The organism is Mycobacterium marinum, assembly GCF_003391395.1.
GTDB classification, from domain to species: Bacteria; Actinomycetota; Actinomycetes; order Mycobacteriales; family Mycobacteriaceae; genus Mycobacterium; species Mycobacterium marinum.
In genome coordinates, this window is the sequence record NZ_CP024190.1 from 1,296,922 (window position 1) to 1,316,473 (window position 19,552).

Here is a 19,552-nt window from a genome sequence, read left to right on the forward strand (position 1 = left end):
TAGTGAAGTATCGGGTGCCCCGTAGCGGATCGAATGTAAAGAAGGTCATACTGCAGCCATGAAGCCGGATTACGACGTCTTGATTATCGGTTCGGGTTTCGGGGGCAGTGTGAGTGCGCTGCGCCTGACGGAGAAAGGCTACCGGGTCGGCGTGCTGGAGGCCGGCCGGCGCTTCAGTGATGCCGAATTCGCCAAGACATCCTGGGATCTGCGCAAATTCCTGTGGGCGCCCAAGCTGGGTTGCTACGGCATCCAGCGCATCCACCCGCTGAAAAACGTGATGATCCTGGCCGGCGCGGGGGTGGGCGGCGGATCGCTGAACTATGCCAACACGCTCTACGTTCCGCCGGACCCATTCTTCAACGACCAGCAGTGGAAACACATCACCGACTGGCGCGACGAGCTGATGCCGCACTACCAGCAGGCGCAGCGGATGCTGGGCGTGGTGAAAAACCCGACGTTCACCGACGCGGACCGCATCGTCAAGGAAGTCGCCGACGAGATGGGATTCGGTGACACCTGGGTGCCCACCCCGGTCGGGGTGTTCTTCGGTCCCGACGGCACCAAGACGCCGGGCAAGACGGTGCCCGACCCCTACTTCGGCGGTGCCGGCCCCGCGCGAACCGGCTGCACCGAATGCGGCGAGTGCATGACCGGCTGTCGCCATGGCGCCAAGAACACCCTGGTGAAGAACTACCTTGGTCTGGCGGAATCGGCTGGTGCCGAGGTGATTCCGATGACCACGGTGAAGGGCTTCGAGCAGCGGCCGGACGGGCTGTGGGAGGTTCGGACGGTTCGCACCGGCAGTTGGGCACGACGGGACCGGCGTACCTTCACCGCCTCGTACCTGATCTTGGCCGCCGGCACCTGGGGGACCCAGCATCTGCTGTTCAAGATGCGCGACAAGGGCAAGTTGCCCAGGCTTTCCAAGCGGCTGGGCGTACTGACCCGAACCAACTCCGAATCCATCGTCGGCGCCGCGACGTTGAAGGTGAATCCGGACCTGGACCTGACCCACGGGGTGGCGATCACGTCGTCGATTCACCCGACGCCGGATACCCACGTCGAGCCGGTCCGCTATGGCAAGGGCTCCAACGCGATGGGGTTGTTGCAGACGCTGATGACCGACGGTTCCGGTCCCAGCGGCACCGACGTGGCGCGTTGGCGCCAGCTGCTCGACCAGGCCGGGGAGAGTCCGCGCAGGATGTTCCGGCTGATCAACCCCCGGCAGTGGAGCGAGCGCACGGTAATCGCGCTGGTCATGCAGCACCTGGACAACTCGATCACGACGTTCACCAAGCGCGGCAAGTTGGGCATCCGCTGGTATTCCAGCAAGCAGGGGCACGGCGAACCGAACCCGACCTGGATCCCGGTCGGCAACCAGGTGACCCGCCGCATTGCCGAGAAGATCGACGGGGTGGCCGGCGGTACCTGGGGTGAGTTGTTCAACATCCCGCTGACCGCGCACTTCCTGGGTGGTGCGGTGATCGGCGACAACCCCGACAGCGGGGTCATCGACCCGTATCACCGCGTCTACGGCTACCCGACGATGTTCGTGGTCGACGGTGCCGCGATCTCGGCGAACCTTGGTGTCAACCCCTCGCTGTCCATCACCGCACAAGCCGAGCGTGCCGCCTCGCTCTGGCCCAACAAGGGCCAAAACGATGAGCGGCCGCTGCAGGGCGACGGCTACAGTCGGCTGTCCCCGGTTCAGCCGGAACACCCGGTGGTGCCCGCCGACGCGCCCGGCGCGCTGCGCTGGCTGCCCATCGATCCGGTCAGCCGGGTCAGCAGCGCGGGCTGACGCCGGGCGGCGCGCAGGCGGCTAGCCGGCCAGCGCCAGCGGTGCTCCGCTGATCACTCGGCTGCGCTGCCCGTGCACGTCGACCGGAACGTCGCCCATCAGCGTCACCCGGTGCAACAGCCGATGCTGGTCGTCGTAGTCGTCGATGGCCCGATGCTGGGTTGCCCGGTTATCCCAGATGGCCACGTCACCTGATTCCCAATTCCAGCGGATGGTGTTCTCTGGCGAGGTGATTCGCCGTTGCAGCAGTTCGAACAGCGCGCTCGATTCCTGGCTGTCCAGACCGACGAAACCGCGGACGAAGTCGCCGGCCAACAGCGTGCGTTCGCCCGTTTCGGGGTGCACCCGCACCACCGGATGTTCGGTGCGGAAATCGGGTTTCTGGAATGCCTGCCGGAACGCCTGTTGGGTGTCGGTCAATGCCTGGACCGCCTCGTTGGCCACGTAGTCGTAGCGGTTGGTGTGCAGTGCCCACAGGTTCTCCACGAGGCACTTGAGCGGTTCGGGTAGTTCGGCGTAGGCCGTCGCGGTGTTCGCCCACAGGGTCGACCCGCCGTAGTTGGGCAGAGTGACCGCGCGCAGGATCGAGGCCGCCGGATAGTTCGCGGCGAAGGTGACGTCGGTGTGCCAGCGGTTGGCCTTGCCCCACTCGGAGTTGATCGGCGTGATGATCGGCGCATCGGGCAGCGCGGCTGCCGCGGCCGGGTGGCCGATCGGAGTGCCCAACAACCCGGCGAACTGGAGTTGTTGCTGGTCATCGAGGTGGTGTTGGTTGCGGAAGAAGATCACCTTGTGCTCGAGCAGTGCCGCGCGGATCTGGTCGACGGCGGCCGCGTCGAGATCGGCTCCGAGGCTGACCCCATCGACTTGGGCGCCTATCCGGCTGCCGAGCTTCTTGACTGTTACCGGGTCTGTCATTGCTGTTCCTTAAGCAAACGTAGGGTGTAGTCAATTGACTACATCGGCTAGTGTAGTCGTGTGACTACAGGTTCGGCAATCCGTTCTCGAAAGACCCCCACCGGACGGGAAGAGGTGGCCGCGGCGGTGCTGGAAGCCGCCGCGGACCTGTTCGCCGAGCGGGGCCCGGCGGCGACGTCCATCCGCGATATCGCGGCCCGATCGAAGGTCAACCACGGGTTGGTGTTTCGCCACTTCGGCGCAAAAGAACAACTGGTCGGGGCCGTGCTTGACTACCTGGGCACCCACCTGACGGAGCTGTTGCGTGCGGGGACACCCGCCGATGGCCTCGAGCGGGCGCTGGATCGGCAGATGCGAGTGTGGGCGCGCACCCTGCTCGACGGATATCCGGCCGAGCAGCTGCAGACGCGCTTTCCCAATGTCGCCGAGCTACTCGACCAGGTGCGTGTCCATCACGGCGACGACACCACCGCGCGGCTGGCGGTCGCCAATGCCATCGCGCTGCGCCTGGGCTGGCGCCTGTTCGAACCCATGCTGCGCTCGGCGACCGGTCTGGACGAACTGGCCGACGCCGATCTGCGGCAGGCGGTGACCGATGAGGTCGCGCGCATCATCGAACCGTCAGGTCGCGGTTGAAGCCCACAACTTGGCGGCCATGTTGCGCCGGTGTACCGGCTCGCGACCTGGTGGCTGGGATGGTGGTGGCAATAGCGGTTTGTGCTTGTGCACCGCAATGGTGGTCGGCTTGGCCGAGCTGAGCCCGAGATCCTTGTCGGCATGGCGGATGGTCAGTTCCGCGCCCGGGCCGTCCCGCAGGGTGAAGGTGACGTTGGCGTGGGTGGCGTCGACGGTCAGCCGGTATCCGCGCCAACGCAGCCGGAACCGCAATCGCGAAATGCCGTCGGGCAGCTGCGGATCGATGGACAGGATGCCCTCGTCGTCGCGCAGCCGGCCGAAACCGCCGACCAGCGCGGTCCAGGCCCCGGCCAGCGACGCCATGTGCAGGCCGTCGCGGGTGTTGCGATGCAGATCGCGCAGGTCGATCAGCGCCGCCTCGTAGGCGTAGTCGTGGGCCAACTCCAGATGCCCGACTTCTGCGCACATCACCGCCTGGGTGCACGCCGACAGCGACGAGTCGCGCACCATGCGACGCTCGTAGTAGTCGACATTGCGGGCCTTCTGCTCCGCCGTAAACGCGTGGCTCTGCCACTGCATCGCCAGCACCAGATCGGCTTGCTTGATCACCTGGGTGGGGTAGAGGCGCACATAGGCCTCGTGCAGTAGCAGCGGGTAGGTCGTATTGGTTTCGAAGTCCCACTCGGCCAGGGTGGTGAACCCCTCGCACTGCTGGTGTACGCCCAGTTCTTCGTCGTAGGGGATGTTCACCGCGTCGGCCGCATCCCGCCAGGCCGCCGTCTCTTCGGTGGTGACACCCATGTCCTGGGCGGCCTCGGGGTGGCGCAGACAGGCGTCGGCCGCGGTGATCAGGTTGTGGGCCGCCATCAGATTCGTGAAGACGTTGTCCCGAACGATCGCTGTGTACTCGTCGGGTCCGGTGACCCCGTCCAGGTGCCAGATACCGTGGCGGTCGTGGTGGCCGAGCGAGATCCACAGCCGGGCGGTCTCGATCAAAACCGCTAGGCCACAATCCTTTTCCAGCGAATGATCGCCGGTGACGGTGCGGTACCGCTCGAATGCCATGGCGATGTCGGCGTTGATGTGCCAGGCGGCCGTTCCGGCCGGCCAGTAGGCCGAGCATTCCTCCCCGCGGATGGTGCGCCAGGGAAAGCTCGCTCCGTCCAGACCGAGTTCGGCCGCGCGCTCCTTGGCGAGGTCCAATGTCGAGGCCCGCCACCGCAATGCGTCGGCCACCGCGTGTGGTGCCGTATAGGTCAACACGGGCAGCACGAAGCCTTCCGAGTCCCAGAAAGCGTGGCCGTCATAGCCGGTTCCGGTCAGCCCCTTGCTCGGGATCGCCCGGCGCTCGGCGCGGGCGCTGGCCTGTAACAGGTGGAAAAGCCCGAACCGTACCGCTTGCTGGCACTCCGGGTCGCCCTCCACCTCGACGTCCGCGCTGTCCCAGAACTCGTCGAGGTAGGAGCGCTGCGTGTCGATCAGTCCCTGCCAACCGCTGTAGCGGGCACCGTGCAGTGCCCCGGCGACCTGGTCGCGCAGCGCGGGGCGCGAACGCAAACTTGACCAGCCATACGCCAGGTACTTGACGATGCGCAGTTTCTGTCCGGGCCGCAGCCCGCAGATCACCGTGGTGCGGGCCAGGTCGGGACGTGCGTCGGTGGTGATCTCGACCCGCCCGGGCACCTCGACCTCGTGGTCCATCGCGGCGGCCATCATCAGGGCGCTGCTGTGGGTGCGGTGCATCAGAAGCGCTCCGCACTCGGTGTTCTCGTGGTCGACGGCCTGCAGCGGGTGCTCCAGGATTGCCGACACGCGCGGGTCATCCGAGGTTTCCGGCTGGTCCTCGTTGGTGACCAGTTCGGACTGCACGGTTATCCGGGCGAAGTCGTCGACGGCCTCCACGATGTACTCGATGGCCGCGACGCTGCGATGCGACAGCGATACCAGCCGGGTCGATACGACCTTGACCTGCTTGTCCGCCGGCGAGCGCCAGTGGGTGCGGCGGGTCAGTGTCCCGGCGCGCAGATCGAGAATGCGCTCATGGGAGAGCAATTCGCCATAGCGCACGTCGAAGGGTTCGTCGTCGACCAGCAGTCGCAGGATCTTGCCGTTGGTGACGTCGACGACGGTCTGGCCGGCCTCCGGGTAGCCGTACCCGGCTTCGGCATAGGGCAGCGGGCGGATCTCGAAAAACGAGTTGAGGTAGGTGCCCGGCAGGCCGTAGGGCTCACCCTCGTCGAGGTTGCCGCGCAAGCCGATATGCCCGTTGGACAGGGCGAAGATCGACTCGGACTGGGCCAGCAGATTCAAGTCCAGCCGCGTCTCGCGAACCTGCCACGGTTCGACGGGAAAGGCTTCTTCGCTGATCATGACTGCAGCAGTTCGGCGAGATCGGTTATTACGACGTCGGCGCCGTTGCGCCGCAAATCTTGCGCCTGGCCCACTCGGTCAACACCCACCACGTAGCCGAAGTTACCGGCCCGACCGGCCTGCACGCCCGAAATTGCGTCCTCAAACACTGCGGCCGCATCCGGGGCGGTGTCGAGCAGCTGCGCTCCCCGCAGGTAGGAGTCGGGAGCCGGCTTGCCCGCGATGTGTTCCTCGCGCAACCTCACGCCGTCCACCCGCTGTTGGATGAACCGGTCCAGGCCGGTGATTTCGAGCACGTCGCGGGTATTGGCGCTCGACGACACCACGGCGATGCTCAGGCCCGCGGCCGAGACTGCCTCGAGATAGCGCCGGGAACCCTCGAACACATCCACGCCGTCTTTCTTCAGCACCTTTTGGAACATGTCGTTTTTGCGGTTGCCCAGGCCGTACACCGTTTCGAGGTCGCCGGGATCATCGGGACTGCCGTCGGGAAGCTGGATTCCCCGGCTGCTCAGAAAGGAGCGCACCCCGTCTTCTCGCTTCTTGCCGTCCACATACTGCCGGTAGTCGGCGGCCGGGTCGAAGGGGACGAACTGCTCGCCCGTGCGCTCGGCACGCTCGGAGAGGTATGCGTCGAACATGGCTTTCCAGGCCTTGGTATGGACGCTGGCGGTGTCGGTGAGCACACCATCCAGGTCAAACAGACAGGCACGGACCTTCTCTGGGAGACCCAGCACGGGGGACCTCGCTTCCGGGTTGTTCGGGCGCTACCAGTTCACCATGCCCGCTCGGGTACCGCGCAGGGTTACTGCCCACCGGTGTACCAAACGCGGCCGCTACGTGCAGGTGCGTCGCGTCGGCTTCGGACGCTCGTGCAGGTTATTGGTGCACCGATCCGGAAAAGCCCGGAGATACGTTGTCTGGTGGGGTCAGGCGGCGAGGATGGCCAGGCGCTGCAATGGCGTGCGATCGAAGTAGACGTCATTTCGGCTCAGCCGATCGCCGTGCGTCAAAGCCAGATCCATGCCGTCGATCTCGACCTCGGTATCGCGGCCGATGAACCGGAAGCTGGCCCGCCAGAGCACCGCGGCGCCGTCCTCGTGGCGCAGGGGATAGGCCTCTCGCAAGGTCCAGTGCATCTGCCAGCGGTCGAAAAGCTTCGTCAAGTAGTGGCGCAGGGCCGCAGACCCCTCCACGAAGCCGCGGGTGTTCGGGTCGCGATAGCGAACGTCGGCGGTGTAGCAGCCGACGACGCGGTCCACTTCCCGGGTGTTCCAGGCTTGCAAGAGCCGCTCGGCCAGCTCGATGGCCTGTTCTCGGTGCATGGGCACTCCTAGAGTAATTCTCTAGTTTTCCAGAGTGTTACTCTGGCAGCATGGCCGGCACCCGGACAACCGCCCGTGCCGGCGGTGATCGGCGCGCGGCGATCACCGAGGCCGCGCTGAATCGGTTTCTCAGCCAAGGCATCGACGCCACCGCACTGCGGCAGATCCAGCGCGATGCCGGTGTCAGCAATGGCAGTTTTTTCCACCATTTCCCGAGCAAGGAAGTGCTGGCGGCGGCCGTCTACGTCGACTGCGTAACGCGTTACCAGCAGGCGTTGCTCAAGGATCTGGCGCGCTACCCGGATGCGGAGTCGGCGGTGCGCGGGATTGTCGGCATGCACCTGAGCTGGTGCACCGAGCACCCGGAGATGGCGCGATTTCTCATCACGATGACCGAGCCCGCCGTGCACCGCGCGGCCGCCGGCGAGCTGAGGTTGCACAACGAGCGCTTCGCGACCGCCGTGCAGACGTGGTGGCGCCCGCACGCTCACTACGGGGCGCTACGCCCCCTGAGCCCGGCGCACAGCCAGGCGCTCTGGCTGGGACCGGCCCAGGAGTTGGTGCGGGCCTGGTTGCTCGGCAACCTCGCCGACCCCCCGAATACCGCTGACGCGGCGATCCTTGCCGACGCGGCGTGGTTGTGCCTGCGGGCCGGCCCGGCCGGTTAGGCCTGCGCGAGTGCCGGCTCGGTCTGTGCTGGTGTCGGTTGCCCGGCCCGGGCCGGCAGTAGCCAGCCGACAACGATCGCCGCTGCCAGTGCGATGCCGGCGCAGACCAGGGTTGCGACCTGCAGGCCGTCCAGGAACGCATGATTGACGGCGTCGCGTACCCCGGCGGCCGGTCCGGCCGGCAACTGGTCGATCACCTTGTGCGCCACCGCCATCGAACCTTTCATGGCCGAACGCACGTCGGACGGGAGGGTGGCCAAGGCCGACGCCGAGCCGAGCTGGCCGGAGTAGACGGATGCGAAGACGCTGCCCGCGATGGCGACGCCGAGGGTGCCGCCGAGTTCGCGGGTGGTGTCGTTGACCGCCGAGCCGACTCCGGCCCTGTCGGCCGGCAACGATCCCATGATCGCCTCGGTGGCCGGCGCGGTGGTGAGGCCCAGGCCGCCGCCCAGCAGCAGCATCTGCAGTGCGATCTGGGTATACGGGGTTGTCGCGTCGGCCGTGGACGCCCACGCCAGCCCGGCGGCGAACACCGCCAAGCCGGCGGCGACCACGGCGGTGGTGCCCACCCGTTCCACCAGGCGGGGTCCCAGGATGGCGGCCAGTGCAATCGAGAGGGCGACCGGTAGCAACCGCACCCCGGTCTGCAATGCCGTGTAGTCCTTGATGAATTGGAAGTACTGAGTGATGACGAAGATGAACCCGAACAGCGTCAAAAAGCCCGCGGTCACCGCCAGGCTGCCACCGGAGAACCGGCGGTTGGCGAACACCGATACGTCCAACATCGGATGGCTGCTGCGCCGCTCCCACAGCGCGAATCCCACCAGAACGATTGCCGCCGCGATGAAGCCGCCGCTGGCGCGGGTGCTGGTCCATCCCCAGTTGGGCGCTTCGATGATGGTGTAGACCAGCGCCGTGATGCCGACCGCGGACAGCATCAGGCCGGGAACGTCGACGCGGGGTGCCGCCGGGTCGCGGGAGGTCGGTACGAACAGGATGGCGCCGGCCATGGCTGCGACCGCAATCGGAACGTTCACCAAAAAGATCGAGCCCCAGGAGAAGTGTTCGAGCAGCCAGCCGCCGGTGATCGGTCCGACGGCGACCCCGACGCCCACCATGGCCGTCCACAGCCCGATCGCCTTGGCGCGCGGAACCGGGTCGGTGAAGATGTTGGTGATCAATCCCAGCGTGGTCGGAAAGATGACCGCGGCTCCGACGCCCATGGCGGCGCGCGCCGCAATCAACGTATCCGCCGAATTCACCTGTGCGGCAAGGGCGGAAGTGAGCGCGAACAAGATGAGGCCGGCGCTGAGCCAGCCTCGCCTGCCGTAGCGGTCGCTAAGGCTGCCGGCCGACAGCAGCAGTCCCGACATGACCAGGGTGTACGCGTCGACGATCCACTGCAGTTGTGCGGTATCTGCCCCCAGTTGGCGCGACAGCGTGGGCAGGGCGACGTTGACGATGGTGGCGTCCACGCTGATCACGAAGACGGATAGGCAGATAACGGCAAGCGCGAGGATCGGGTGATCCCGGAAGACGGGCTGAATACGCATGGACAAGACGCTAAAGCTGATAAACAAATAAATCAAGCAGAAACTTGAATAAAGTGTCTACGGTGGTAGGGTGACGCAGTGTCTGCCCGCAACTACAACCAGAACTGCCCCATCGCCCGCGGGCTCGACATCCTCGGGGAGCGGTGGACCTTGCTGATCCTGCGCGAGTTGGTCGGCGGGCCCCGCCGCTACGGCGACCTGCGCGCCGAGTTGGCCGGCATTGCCACCAACTTGCTGGCGCAGCGACTCGCCGAGCTCCAAGAGCGCGGGCTCGTCGACCGAACCGAATTGCCCCCGCCGATCGGGCGGACCGTCTACACCCTCAGCGACGGCGGCTGGCGGCGGGTGTTGCCGGTCTTGCAGACCCTCGCGTGGTTCGGCCTGGACCTCATTGATCCGATCGACGACTCGAGCGTGGTTTCGCCGTTGAACGGCTTCCTCGCCGGAATCCTGCTGGGCTTCGACCCGGCCCGCGCCCCGGGGTTGGCTGCGACCTACCGTGCCGAGATCGACGGGCGCCGTTTCGAGTTCGCGGTGGAGCGCGGTCGCCTCGGGCCCGCCCGCGGGGCCCCGACGGTGACGATCACCGCCGCTGCGCTAGACCTTGTCACGGCCCGTTTGGGGGCGGACGAAGCCACCCGAAAAGCGGCCCTGGGGCGGATCGACTTCGATGGCGACCCCGGCGCCATCGACGCGCTGTGCACCGCGTTTTCGTTGTCGGGGAATTCGCCGCGAGCCAGGGGCGCCGACAGCCGGTCCTAGTGTCGGGAATCGGTGCCGGCGGGTGAGGCAGCACCGGTCGGCGAACCCGCTGGTGCTCAGCCTCTAGACTGATTGCCCGTGGCAGAACCCGTTGACCTCGATGTGGCTGGACCGGTGGGCCGGCCGGTGTTGGTGGTGGATTTCGGTGCGCAGTATGCGCAATTGATCGCCCGCCGGGTCCGGGAAGCGCGGGTGTTCTCGGAGGTGATCCCGCACACCACCTCGATCGAGGAGATCAAGGCCCGTGACCCGCTGGCGCTGGTGCTTTCCGGGGGGCCGGCCAGCGTGTATGCGCCGGGCGCTCCGCAGCTTGATCCGGCGCTGTTCGACCTGGGTCTGCCAGTGTTCGGTATCTGCTATGGCTTCCAGGTGATGGCACAGGCGCTCGGCGGAACGGTCGCTCATACCGGGACCAGCGAGTACGGCCGGACGGAGCTGAAAGTCCTTGGCGGCGACTTGCATTCAGACTTGCCCGACATCCAGCCGGTCTGGATGAGCCACGGTGACGCGGTCACCGCGGCCCCGGACGGATTCGAGGTCGTGGCCAGCAGCGCCGGTGCCGCGGTGGCCGCCTTCGAGAACCGGGAGCGACGCCTGGCCGGGGTGCAATATCACCCGGAGGTGATGCACACCCCGCACGGGCAACAGATCCTCGGCCGGTTTCTGCATGACTTCGCCGGGATCGGCGCCCGGTGGACCCCCGCCAATATCGCCAATGCGCTGATCGAGCAGGTACGCACGCAGATCGGCGATGGCCACGCCATCTGCGGACTGTCCGGTGGGGTGGATTCCGCGGTGGCCGCGGCGCTGGTGCAACGCGCCATCGGTGACCGGTTGACCTGTGTCTTCGTCGATCACGGGTTGTTGCGTGCCGGCGAGCGTGCGCAGGTGGAGCGCGACTTCGTGGCCGCGACCAAGGCCAATCTGGTCACCGTCGACGTGGCCGACACTTTCCTGGCGGCCCTGTCGGGTGTGACCGACCCCGAGGGCAAGCGCAAGATCATCGGTCGCCAGTTCATCCGGGCGTTCGAGGGCGCGGTGCGCGATGTGCTGGATGGCCGCGACATCGAGTTTCTGGTGCAGGGCACGCTGTATCCGGACGTGGTGGAATCCGGCGGAGGCAGCGGCACCGCCAACATCAAGAGCCACCACAATGTCGGCGGTCTGCCCGACGATCTGAAGTTCACCCTGGTCGAGCCGTTGCGGCTGCTGTTCAAGGACGAGGTGCGCGCGGTCGGGCGGGAGTTGGGTCTGCCGGAGGAGATCGTTGCGCGCCAACCTTTTCCGGGGCCGGGCCTGGGCATCCGGATCGTCGGGGAGGTCACCGGGCAGCGGCTGGACACGCTGCGTCGCGCCGACTCGATCGCACGCGAGGAGTTGACCGCGGCGGGCCTGGACAACCAGATCTGGCAGTGTCCGGTGGTGCTGCTGGCCGATGTCCGCTCGGTCGGAGTGCAGGGCGACAACCGCACCTACGGGCATCCGATCGTGCTGCGGCCGGTGTCCAGCGAGGACGCCATGACCGCTGACTGGACCCGGGTGCCCTTCGAGGTGCTCGAGCGCATCTCGACCCGCATCACCAACGAGGTGCCCGAGGTCAACCGCGTGGTGCTGGATGTCACCAGCAAGCCGCCGGGCACCATCGAGTGGGAATAAGAGTGCCGCGACACTTAACCGGTTGCGAAGACGCGCCGGCGCGAGTCGCGGTGGTTTAAGTCTCGACGAGTTCGCGCCTGCCGTAGGTGATGGTCGCGGCGCGCCAGCAGCCCCCGGCCTCGTTGACGAGCCGACGTGCGATATCCACATCATCGTTGCCGGCGACCAGGATCAGGGTGTGGTCGTCAGTGCTGATCGATCCGCCCAGCAGTCGGTCCCGGGCAACCGCATCTGCCATCAGCGCCTGGCCCAAGCGCGGGGCATCGATGTCCGGCACGTCAATGGTGAAGGCATTCGCCGCGGGCGCACCTTGCGGTAGGTATTCGAAGGTCAGCACAGATCCCTGGTCGAATTGGTTGCGCAGCGCCTCGGCGACGTTGTGCAACGTGGGTGCATCGACAACGCACACGTGGAATTCGCGCGAGCGCTCGTAGGTGTTCTGGTGCAGCTCGTCTGACCACAGCACCCCATTGACCAGTCTCGATCCCGTCATCGCCGCACCGTTTTGCGCGATCGTGGCGGCAGCTTGCATCTCGAACAGCTGCAACTGGTCGTGCGATTGGCTGGAGTCGGGATCGGTGCTGACGGCGGTGTTGTTGGTGGCGAATATCTCCGCCGGCCGGCATGCTGGTTCCTCGCCTCTGGCGGGGGCCGGCGCCACCCAGGAAGACGAGCCGCCGCACGCCACCAGGAGCGCCGCCAGCGCTGAGAGGGTTTTTCGGGACCGCACAATGCAGCGTCTCATGGGCGTTTGAGGGCTGTCTTGACGGGGTTCGTGGCCGCGGTGTTTACTCGACCCTATCGAACATACTTTCGAAAATGCTCGGTTGGAAAGTCGGTAGGAGGCCTGTCATGACCACGGCTTTGGCCTCCGATCGGCGGCACGAAAACCGTGCTGAACAGCTGGAATCGCTGCGTCGGCAGATCGCCGTGTTGTCCGGGAAGCCGGCTGGGAAAGCCGTCGAGCCTTCCGCTGACCCGCTGGCGATTCCGGCTGGGGTGGCTGGGGTGGCCCTGCCCCGGGGCACGGTAGCGGTGCTGTCCGGGGCCCGGTCACTGCTGCTGAACATGGTGGCCGCGGTGACGGCGGCCGGTGGCAACGCCGCCATTGTCGGCCAGCCGGATATCGGACTGCTCGCCGCCGTGGAGATGGGGGCGGATCTGAGCCGGCTCGCGGTCATCCCGGATCCCGGAACGGATCCGGTGGAGGTGGCGGCGGTGCTCATCGATGGCATGGACCTGGTGGTGCTCGGCCTTGATGGCCAGCGGGTGTCACGGACACGGGCGCGGGCGGTGGTGGCCCGGGCCCGTCATAGAGGTTGCACCCTGCTAGTCACCGACGGTGACTGGGAGGGGGCGCCGACGCGGTTGGAGGCCCGGGTTTGCGGCTATGAGATCACGGTGGGTAACCGGGGCGCGCCGACACCGGGATTCGGGCGCATCAGCGCCGTGCGGTTACAGGTCAGCGGGATATGTGCGGGACGATCGATCGGCCGGGTGCGAACGGGGTGAGTTCGGGTGAATTCAGGGCGCCCTTCCCGAGTGTTGGCGATCTGGTGCATGGACTGGCCCGCCGTCGCGGCCGCGGCGGCCGCGGATCAGCCCGTGACGGCGCCGGTCGCGGTTACTTTGGCAAACCGGGTGATTGCCTGCTCGTCGACAGCACGTGCGGTCGGAGTGCGGCGCGGGCTGCGGCGCCGGGAGGCGGCGGCCCGTTGCCCGCAACTGCACATCGTGACCGCCGACGCCGACCGTGATGCTCGCTTCTTCGAAGGGGTGGTCGCGGCGGTAGACGATCTGGTGCCCCGCGCCGAGGTGCTGCGTCCCGGGCTCCTGGTGCTGCCGGTGCGAGGAGCGGCGCGATTCTTCGGTTCTGAGCAGCAGGCGGCCGAGCGGTTGATCGACGCGGTGGCCGCCGCCGGCGCCGAGTGCCAGGTCGGGATTGCCGATCGGTTGTCCACCGCGGTCTTCGCCGCGCGGGCCGGGCGTGTGGTGGAACCGGGACACGATGCACGGTTTCTGTCGGCCCTTTCGGTCCGTCAGCTCGCCGCCGAGCCGAGCCTGTCCGGACCCGGGCGTGACGAACTGACGGATTTGTTGTGGCGGATGGGGATTCGTACCGTCGGACAATTTGCCGCGCTCTCCCGCACCGACGTCGCTTCCCGGTTCGGCGCTGACGCGGTGGCCGCACACCGGTTCGCCCGCGGCGAGCCCGAACGCCTTCCCTCCGGGTGCGAACCACCGCCGGAACTCGGGGCGGTGCTGCGCTGCGATCCGCCGATCGATCGGGTCGACGCCGCGGCATTCGCCGGCCGGGCGCTGGCCAGTGAGCTGCACCAGGCGTTGCTGGCCGCCGGAGTGGGGTGCACCCGGCTGGCCATTCACGCCGTCACCGACAGCGGTGAAGAGCGCACCCGGGTGTGGCGGTGTGCCGAGCCGTTGACCGAGGAGGCCACCGCGGACCGGGTGCGCTGGCAGCTGGACGGATGGCTGAGCAGTCGCAACGCCAGGGACCGGCCCACCGCGCCAGTGACACAGTTGCGTCTGCAGGCGCTCGAAGTGGTGTCCGCTGAAGCGCTGCAGTTGCCGTTGTGGGGTGGTTTGGGCGAAGAGGACAGGCTTCGGGCCCGTCGCGCGCTGGTACGGGTGCAAGGCCTGCTCGGTCCGGAGGCGGTTCAGGTGCCGGTGCTGTCCGGCGGTCGCGGGCCGACCGAGCGCATCACGTTGACCGCGCTGGGCGATGAGCCGGTGCCGCAGGCCGATCCGGGGCAGCCCTGGTCAGGGCAGTTACCCGCGCCCTCGCCGGCGGTATTGCTCGACGACCCGGTGGAATTGCTTGATGTCCAAGGAAATCCGGTACGGGTAACCAGCCGGGGGATGTTCTCCACCACCCCCGCGAGACTGGTCGTCGGCGGCCGTGATGACCGGCTGCACTGGTGGGCCGGACCTTGGCCAGTCGACGAACGGTGGTGGGACCCCGATCTCGGTAAAGGCCGCACCGCCCGCGCCCAGGTGCTGCTGGGGGACGAGCGCGCGCTACTGCTGTGCTATCGGCAACGGCGGTGGTACCTAGAAGGGAGTTACGAGTGACACCGCAGACCACACACCGGCGTCGCGCAGTCAGTTCACGCTCGGCGTGCGAACGCTGCGACTCGTTGGATGAACCTCTCGAAGAACACGGCCGGGTCGACGCTGACCCCGATCCGCGCGTTGGGAGGGTGCTTCCCCGACCGGTCGGCAACCGTCATGCCGCGCGTCGGAATATCCGCCAACACCACGTCCACCGTCGCCACCTGGATCGTCACCAGCTGCGGGTCGAGTGCAATCGCGGCCGCCAGCGGATCGTGCAGATACGCCAGATACCCAAATCCGCGGTCTCGGTGGGACTCGAAGTAGAACCGCACCGCGTCCTGGATCACCCGGGTCAACGCGGACGGGCCGGCGGCGCAGGTCAGCCTGGCGAGGATGTCCGGTGTCATCGCAACCTTGCGGGTCAGGTTCAAGCTGCACACGATTGGAAGTTGTTGTTGCCCTGTCCAGGCCGCGAACACCTCGCTGGCGGCCTCTGGGTCCACCCTGATGTTCCAGTCGGCCCCGACATCGTTGCCGTCCGCGTCGAACATCCCGCCCATGATCACCAGCCGGCTCAGCATCGCCGGCAATGCGGGTTCGGCGCGCAGCGCTCGCGCCAGGTTGGTCAGCGGTCCGGTGACCAGTCCGGTCAGTTTTCCGCGATAGGTGTGTGCCATTCGCACCCAAGCCGCCGCGGCGTCATAGTTGGCCAGCTCCCGGTTGGTCGGGGGTAGCTCGGCATACCCTAAACCTTTGGGGCCGTGCGTGTTTGCCCGATGCGGCCACTGCCCGGTTAGTGGTTGGTCGGCGCCTCTTGCCACCGGTATGTCACCGGCCCGGCACAGTTCGAGCACACCGAGGTTGTTCGTGCACACTTGATCGACCGAGGTGTTTCCGCCCGTCGATGCGATGCCCACCAGATCGGCGTCGGTGCTGGCCAACAGATATATCAACGCCAGCGCGTCGTCGATGCCGGTGTCGGCGTCGACGAACACGGGGTTCACCGCGGCAACGATACGCCGCGGCCGGGCCGGAATCGGGAGTCCGCTTACCAGTGCACGCCGGGTGCCAACCGAACGAGCCGTTTGACGGGTCTGGGGATCCGCATGCCCGTCACGGCTAGGGCCGGCCGCTTGGGGCGGCGCACCGGCCGGTGCTCCTGGGCGTCATCGAGCGGCGAGAAGCCTTGTGCCGCAGCAGAATCCGGGTAACCCAGATAGAGCTGATGCAGAATCCGCCGGGACAGCTTCGGTGCGACGTAGTTGCCGACTTCGGCGAGCGTGCCCAGCGGGGTATCGATTCGCGCCGGCTTCTCGACGAGTCCGCGCACCACCATGGCGGCCGCGTGCTCGGCGCTGATCGCGGGCGTCGGGTTGAGCCGTCGCGACGGCACGATCATCGGGGTGGCTACCAGCGGCATGTGGATGTTGGTGAAGGTGACGTGGTCGGACAGCGTCTCGGAGGCGACCACGTCGGCGAACGCGTCCAGCGCCGCCTTGCTGGGCAGATACGAGCTGTACTTGGGGTTGCGAGCCTGCACCCCGGCGCTGGAAACGTTGACGACATGCCCGAAACGTCGTTCGCGCCAGTGTGGCAACAGCGCCAGCACCATCCGGACCGCGCCGAAATAGTTGACGGCCATCACCCGTTCGTAGTCGTGCAAGCGGTCGGTGGAGTTGACCACCGAGCGGCGAATCGACCGGCCGGCGTTGTTGACCAGGTAGTCGACATGTCCGAAGCGGCCCAGGATGTCTTTGACGGTGTGTTCGACGGAGGTGGAGTCGGTGATGTCGCAGGTGAAAGCGTAGGCCTGGCCGCCGCCCGCGCGGATCTCGGCGACCAGTTGGTCGAGCGCGTCGGCGTTGCGGGCCAACGCGAATACGCATCCGCCCCGTTGCGCGACCGCGAGCGCCGAAGCTCGCCCGATGCCGCTGGATGCCCCGGTGATGATGACGTGCCGGCCCACCAGCGGGCCCCTCGGATCGTCGCGGAGGGCACGGTCGGGGTCAAGGTGTTGGGCCCAATAGCGCCACAACTTGGGGGCGTAGCCGGCGAAGTCGGGCAGTCGCACACCGCTGCCGCGCAACGCTTTCTGCGTTTCGTCGCTGATGAAGGTGGGCTTGAGGTCCAAGACGTCGAAGATTTCGGAGGGAATCCCCAGCTGGGTGGCCGCCATGTTGCGCAGCACCTTCGCGCGGCCCCGTGCCTTGAGCACCGGGGTGACCACCGAGCCGGGGAGTGCCCCCCGCGCCGGGGGCAGTCCGGCCTCCTTGGCCACGGCTTGGTAGATGCCGCGCAATCCCACCGATTGTGGTGCGGTCAGATGGAAGGTCCGCCCGTTCGGGAATGCCATGTTGTCCTCGCGGATCAGGGCGACGAGCGCATCCACCACGTAGTCGACCGGGACGATGTTGGTGCGTCCGGTGTCGGGCAACAGGATCGGGGTCAGTGACGGCAGCGCGGCCAGCCGGGCCAGTACGCCGAAGAAGTAGTACGGGCCGTCGATCTTGTCCATCTCGCCGGTGCGTGAGTCGCCGACCACGACCGCCGGGCGGTAGATGCGGTACCGCAGCCCGGTGCTGGAGCGCACCAGCAATTCGGCCTCGAACTTGGTCCGGTGGTACGGACTGGGCAGCTGCTGGCCGACGTCGAAGTCGGCCTCGGTGTACTCGCCGGCGAAGTCGCCGGCCACGGCGATCGACGACACGTGGTGCAATGTCGCGTCCAGTCGCCGGGTCAGCTCGATCACGGCGCGGGTTCCATCGACGTTGGCGGCCCGCTGTTGATTCTCCCCGGCGGTGATGTCATAGACCGCCGCGCAGTGCACGACATGGTCGATCTGCCCCAGTTCGGCGCTGATCTGCTCGGTCACCGGCAGCTCAGGTAACTCGCCGACCAAGGGTTTGACCCGATCGCCCCAGTCAGTGGCGAGGCGTTCGAAACGACTCAGCGATTGGCGCCGTACCAGGACCCACACCCGTGCATCGGCGTCGCTCTGTAGCAGACGGGACACGACGCGGCGCCCAATAAACCCGGTACCGCCGGTAACGACATACCGCATGCAGTCATGGTGGCGGCCGCGGCCGCACCCGTCAACCGGTCAGCCGAAGTTACGGATGCCGTCCCAGTCCACCAGCTTCCAGCCGGTCGCCGGATTGCCGCTGATCACCACGCGGCCGATGTTCGGTAGGGGATGGGTGTTGAGCAGGTTGGTCTTGGGGTTTTTCACGTTCATCAGCGTCCACACCATGATCGCCGTGCCTTGGGAGAACACGACCGGCTTGTTGTGGCCGCCGTCGTAGATCTTGCGGATGGCGCCGGTGAATCGGCTGTTGAAATCGCTGCCCGAGGTTGACCCGGGGATGCTGGCTTCGACGTTGCCGTCGATCCAGCTGACCGGCGCCACCATGTAGGTGCGGTCGGCCATCGAATCGGGTTTGCCGTTGTACCAGCCGGCATCGATGGACTGCAGGCCCGGAACGATCTCGGCTTGCTTGCTCAACTCCCTGGCCAGAGGAGCGGCGGTCTGCTGGGCGGCTTCCATCGGCGATGTGTAGATGCTGTCGAATTCGCTGCGCCCAAACTGATGGGTCAGCTGCTGCGCTTGATCTTTACCGTCGGAGCTCAGTCCGGTTCCAGGCAACTCGGTAGCGATGATCCCCTCGGCGTCGGCCTGCGATTGTGCATTGCGAATGAAGGTCAGCGTGATGCTGCGGGCCTGGGGGCTTCCGCCGCCGCAGGCGCCGAGCAGCATTGCCGTGGCGAGTAGAGCTAGGACTTTGGAGGTATTCCAGATCATGCTGCGCTTGGCCATGGCGATAGCCTGCCCTGCCGACCGCACCGGTGGGAAGGGTTTGCGATGGTTGACTGCAGAAAGGCTCGAATTTCCCAATCGAGAGGAGACCCGCATGGCGATCGATCCGGGTGCCGTTGGCGCAACGACCGAGCCGATGTCGTTCGAGTGGAAAGACCGGGAGACGCTGCTCTACGCACTGGGCGTCGGCGCGGGTATCGACGACTTGTCGTTCACCACTGAGAACAGCCACGACATCGCGCAGCAGGTGCTGCCAACCTACGCGGTGATCTGTTGCCCGGCATTCGGGGCGGCGGGCAAGATCGGCACGTTCAACCACGCCATGCTCTTGCACGGCTCCCAGGGCATCCGCCTACATGCGCCCCTGCCCACCGCGGGAAAGCTGTCGGTGGTCTCCGAGGTTGCCGACGTCCAGGACAAGGGCGAGGGCAAGAACGCGGTCATCATGCTGCGCGGCCGTGGCACCGATCCAGAAACCGGAACCCTGATCGCCGAGACGTTCACCACGCTGGTCATTCGCCAGGCGGGCGGGTTCGGGGGAGTGCCGGGTGAGCGTCCGGCCGCACCGGAAATTCCCGATCGCGAGCCTGATGCCCGGGTTGTCCTGCCGACCCGGGAGGACCAGGCACTGATCTACCGGCTCTCCGGCGATCGCAATCCGCTGCACAGTGACCCCTGGTTCGCCAAGGAATTGGCTGGGTTCCCCAAGCCGATTCTGCACGGGCTGTGCACCTACGGCGTGGCGGGGCGGGCGCTGGTGGCCGAGCTGGGCGGCGGGGTGGCCGCCAACATCACCTCGATCGACGCGCGGTTCACCAAGCCGGTGTTTCCCGGCGAGACGCTGACCACGCTGATCTGGCGCACCGAGCCGGGCAAGGCGGTGTATCGCACCGTGGTGGCCGGCACCGATGGGTCCGACGCCCGGGTGGTGCTCGATGACGGTGCGGTGGAATACGTGCAGGGCTGAGTCGTCA

At 66.9% G+C, this 19,552-nt stretch carries 17 protein-coding genes; 8 read left to right on the forward strand and 9 right to left on the reverse strand.

Going from position 1 to position 19,552, the window contains the following annotated elements; all coding sequences use genetic code 11:
* Nucleotides 1-58: 58 nt before the first annotated feature.
* Nucleotides 59-1,804 (forward strand): GMC oxidoreductase, encoded by a 1,746-nt coding sequence (locus CCUG20998_RS05485; protein WP_011739155.1) that lies wholly within the window; start codon nucleotides 59-61, stop codon nucleotides 1,802-1,804.
* A gap of 21 nt (nucleotides 1,805-1,825) precedes the next feature.
* Here the strand turns inward: CCUG20998_RS05485 and CCUG20998_RS05490 are convergent, their stop codons facing one another.
* Nucleotides 1,826-2,722, reverse strand: a complete 897-nt coding sequence (locus CCUG20998_RS05490; protein WP_020732016.1) for a TauD/TfdA dioxygenase family protein — start codon at nucleotides 2,720-2,722, stop codon at nucleotides 1,826-1,828.
* Nucleotides 2,723-2,782: 60 nt separating this feature from the next.
* Here CCUG20998_RS05490 and CCUG20998_RS05495 point away from each other — a divergent pair, with 60 nt between their 5' ends.
* Nucleotides 2,783-3,358, forward strand: a complete 576-nt coding sequence (locus CCUG20998_RS05495; RefSeq protein WP_181005674.1) for a TetR/AcrR family transcriptional regulator — start codon at nucleotides 2,783-2,785, stop codon at nucleotides 3,356-3,358.
* On the opposite strand, the gene CCUG20998_RS05500 is transcribed toward CCUG20998_RS05495, so the two are convergent.
* From CCUG20998_RS05500 to CCUG20998_RS05510, 3 genes are all read right to left on the reverse strand, one after another.
* The gene (locus CCUG20998_RS05500) at nucleotides 3,344-5,728 is read right to left on the reverse strand and encodes a glycoside hydrolase family 65 protein (protein WP_020732018.1); all 2,385 of its coding nucleotides are present in this window, start codon (nucleotides 5,726-5,728) and stop codon (nucleotides 3,344-3,346) included. The genes CCUG20998_RS05495 and CCUG20998_RS05500 overlap by 15 nt on opposite strands.
* Nucleotides 5,725-6,465: a beta-phosphoglucomutase family hydrolase gene (locus CCUG20998_RS05505; protein WP_020732019.1), complete on the reverse strand. Its 741-nt coding sequence runs from the start codon at nucleotides 6,463-6,465 to the stop codon at nucleotides 5,725-5,727. Before CCUG20998_RS05505 ends, CCUG20998_RS05500 begins: the two co-directional genes overlap by 4 nt.
* A 192-nt stretch (nucleotides 6,466-6,657) precedes the next feature.
* A complete protein-coding gene (locus CCUG20998_RS05510; RefSeq protein WP_103653744.1) occupies nucleotides 6,658-7,053 on the reverse strand; it encodes a nuclear transport factor 2 family protein in 396 nt (131 codons plus the stop codon).
* Between the two features lie 50 nt (nucleotides 7,054-7,103).
* On the opposite strand from CCUG20998_RS05510, the gene CCUG20998_RS05515 reads away from it, so the two are divergent.
* Nucleotides 7,104-7,721, forward strand: coding sequence for a TetR/AcrR family transcriptional regulator (locus tag CCUG20998_RS05515; protein ID WP_020732021.1), 618 nt, complete (start codon nucleotides 7,104-7,106; stop codon nucleotides 7,719-7,721).
* On the opposite strand, the gene CCUG20998_RS05520 is transcribed toward CCUG20998_RS05515, so the two are convergent.
* Nucleotides 7,718-9,274, reverse strand: a complete 1,557-nt coding sequence (locus CCUG20998_RS05520; RefSeq protein WP_103653743.1) for a DHA2 family efflux MFS transporter permease subunit — start codon at nucleotides 9,272-9,274, stop codon at nucleotides 7,718-7,720. The two genes, CCUG20998_RS05515 and CCUG20998_RS05520, sit on opposite strands and share 4 nt — an antisense overlap.
* Before the next feature lie 78 nt (nucleotides 9,275-9,352).
* On the opposite strand from CCUG20998_RS05520, the gene CCUG20998_RS05525 reads away from it, so the two are divergent.
* Both CCUG20998_RS05525 and guaA read left to right on the forward strand, forming a co-directional pair.
* Nucleotides 9,353-10,036 (forward strand): winged helix-turn-helix transcriptional regulator, encoded by a 684-nt coding sequence (locus tag CCUG20998_RS05525; protein ID WP_038578949.1) that lies wholly within the window; start codon nucleotides 9,353-9,355, stop codon nucleotides 10,034-10,036.
* 78 nt (nucleotides 10,037-10,114) lie between these two features.
* Nucleotides 10,115-11,692, forward strand: coding sequence for a glutamine-hydrolyzing GMP synthase (gene guaA, locus CCUG20998_RS05530; protein ID WP_020727355.1), 1,578 nt, complete (start codon nucleotides 10,115-10,117; stop codon nucleotides 11,690-11,692).
* Between the two features lie 55 nt (nucleotides 11,693-11,747).
* On the opposite strand, the gene CCUG20998_RS05535 is transcribed toward guaA, so the two are convergent.
* Nucleotides 11,748-12,353 carry a hypothetical protein gene (locus CCUG20998_RS05535; protein WP_020727354.1) on the reverse strand — a complete coding sequence of 202 codons (606 nt, stop codon included), beginning with the start codon at nucleotides 12,351-12,353 and terminating at the stop codon, nucleotides 11,748-11,750.
* A gap of 191 nt (nucleotides 12,354-12,544) precedes the next feature.
* Between CCUG20998_RS05535 and CCUG20998_RS05540 the strand changes: the two genes are divergently transcribed.
* Both CCUG20998_RS05540 and CCUG20998_RS05545 read left to right on the forward strand, forming a co-directional pair.
* A complete protein-coding gene (locus CCUG20998_RS05540; RefSeq protein ID WP_020732025.1) occupies nucleotides 12,545-13,204 on the forward strand; it encodes a hypothetical protein in 660 nt (219 codons plus the stop codon).
* 48 nt (nucleotides 13,205-13,252) lie between these two features.
* Entirely contained in the window at nucleotides 13,253-14,782 is a 1,530-nt protein-coding gene (locus CCUG20998_RS05545; protein WP_020732026.1) for a DNA polymerase Y family protein, read from the forward strand.
* Nucleotides 14,783-14,817: 35 nt separating this feature from the next.
* Here CCUG20998_RS05545 and CCUG20998_RS05550 read toward each other — a convergent pair whose 3' ends face one another.
* From CCUG20998_RS05550 to CCUG20998_RS05560, 3 genes are read right to left on the reverse strand one after another with little or no spacing between them, the layout of a single operon-like run.
* Nucleotides 14,818-15,768, reverse strand: a complete 951-nt coding sequence (locus CCUG20998_RS05550) for a nucleoside hydrolase (RefSeq protein WP_038578952.1) — start codon at nucleotides 15,766-15,768, stop codon at nucleotides 14,818-14,820.
* Between the two features lie 44 nt (nucleotides 15,769-15,812).
* Entirely contained in the window at nucleotides 15,813-17,825 is a 2,013-nt protein-coding gene (locus CCUG20998_RS05555) for an SDR family oxidoreductase (protein ID WP_020732028.1), read from the reverse strand.
* A gap of 39 nt (nucleotides 17,826-17,864) precedes the next feature.
* Nucleotides 17,865-18,578, reverse strand: coding sequence for a histidine phosphatase family protein (locus CCUG20998_RS05560; protein WP_015354756.1), 714 nt, complete (start codon nucleotides 18,576-18,578; stop codon nucleotides 17,865-17,867).
* A 94-nt stretch (nucleotides 18,579-18,672) separates the two neighbouring features.
* Between CCUG20998_RS05560 and CCUG20998_RS05565 the strand changes: the two genes are divergently transcribed.
* Complete coding sequence (locus CCUG20998_RS05565) at nucleotides 18,673-19,545, forward strand: MaoC/PaaZ C-terminal domain-containing protein (protein ID WP_036457478.1); 873 nt, start codon at nucleotides 18,673-18,675, stop codon at nucleotides 19,543-19,545.
* Nucleotides 19,546-19,552: the final 7 nt, after the last annotated feature.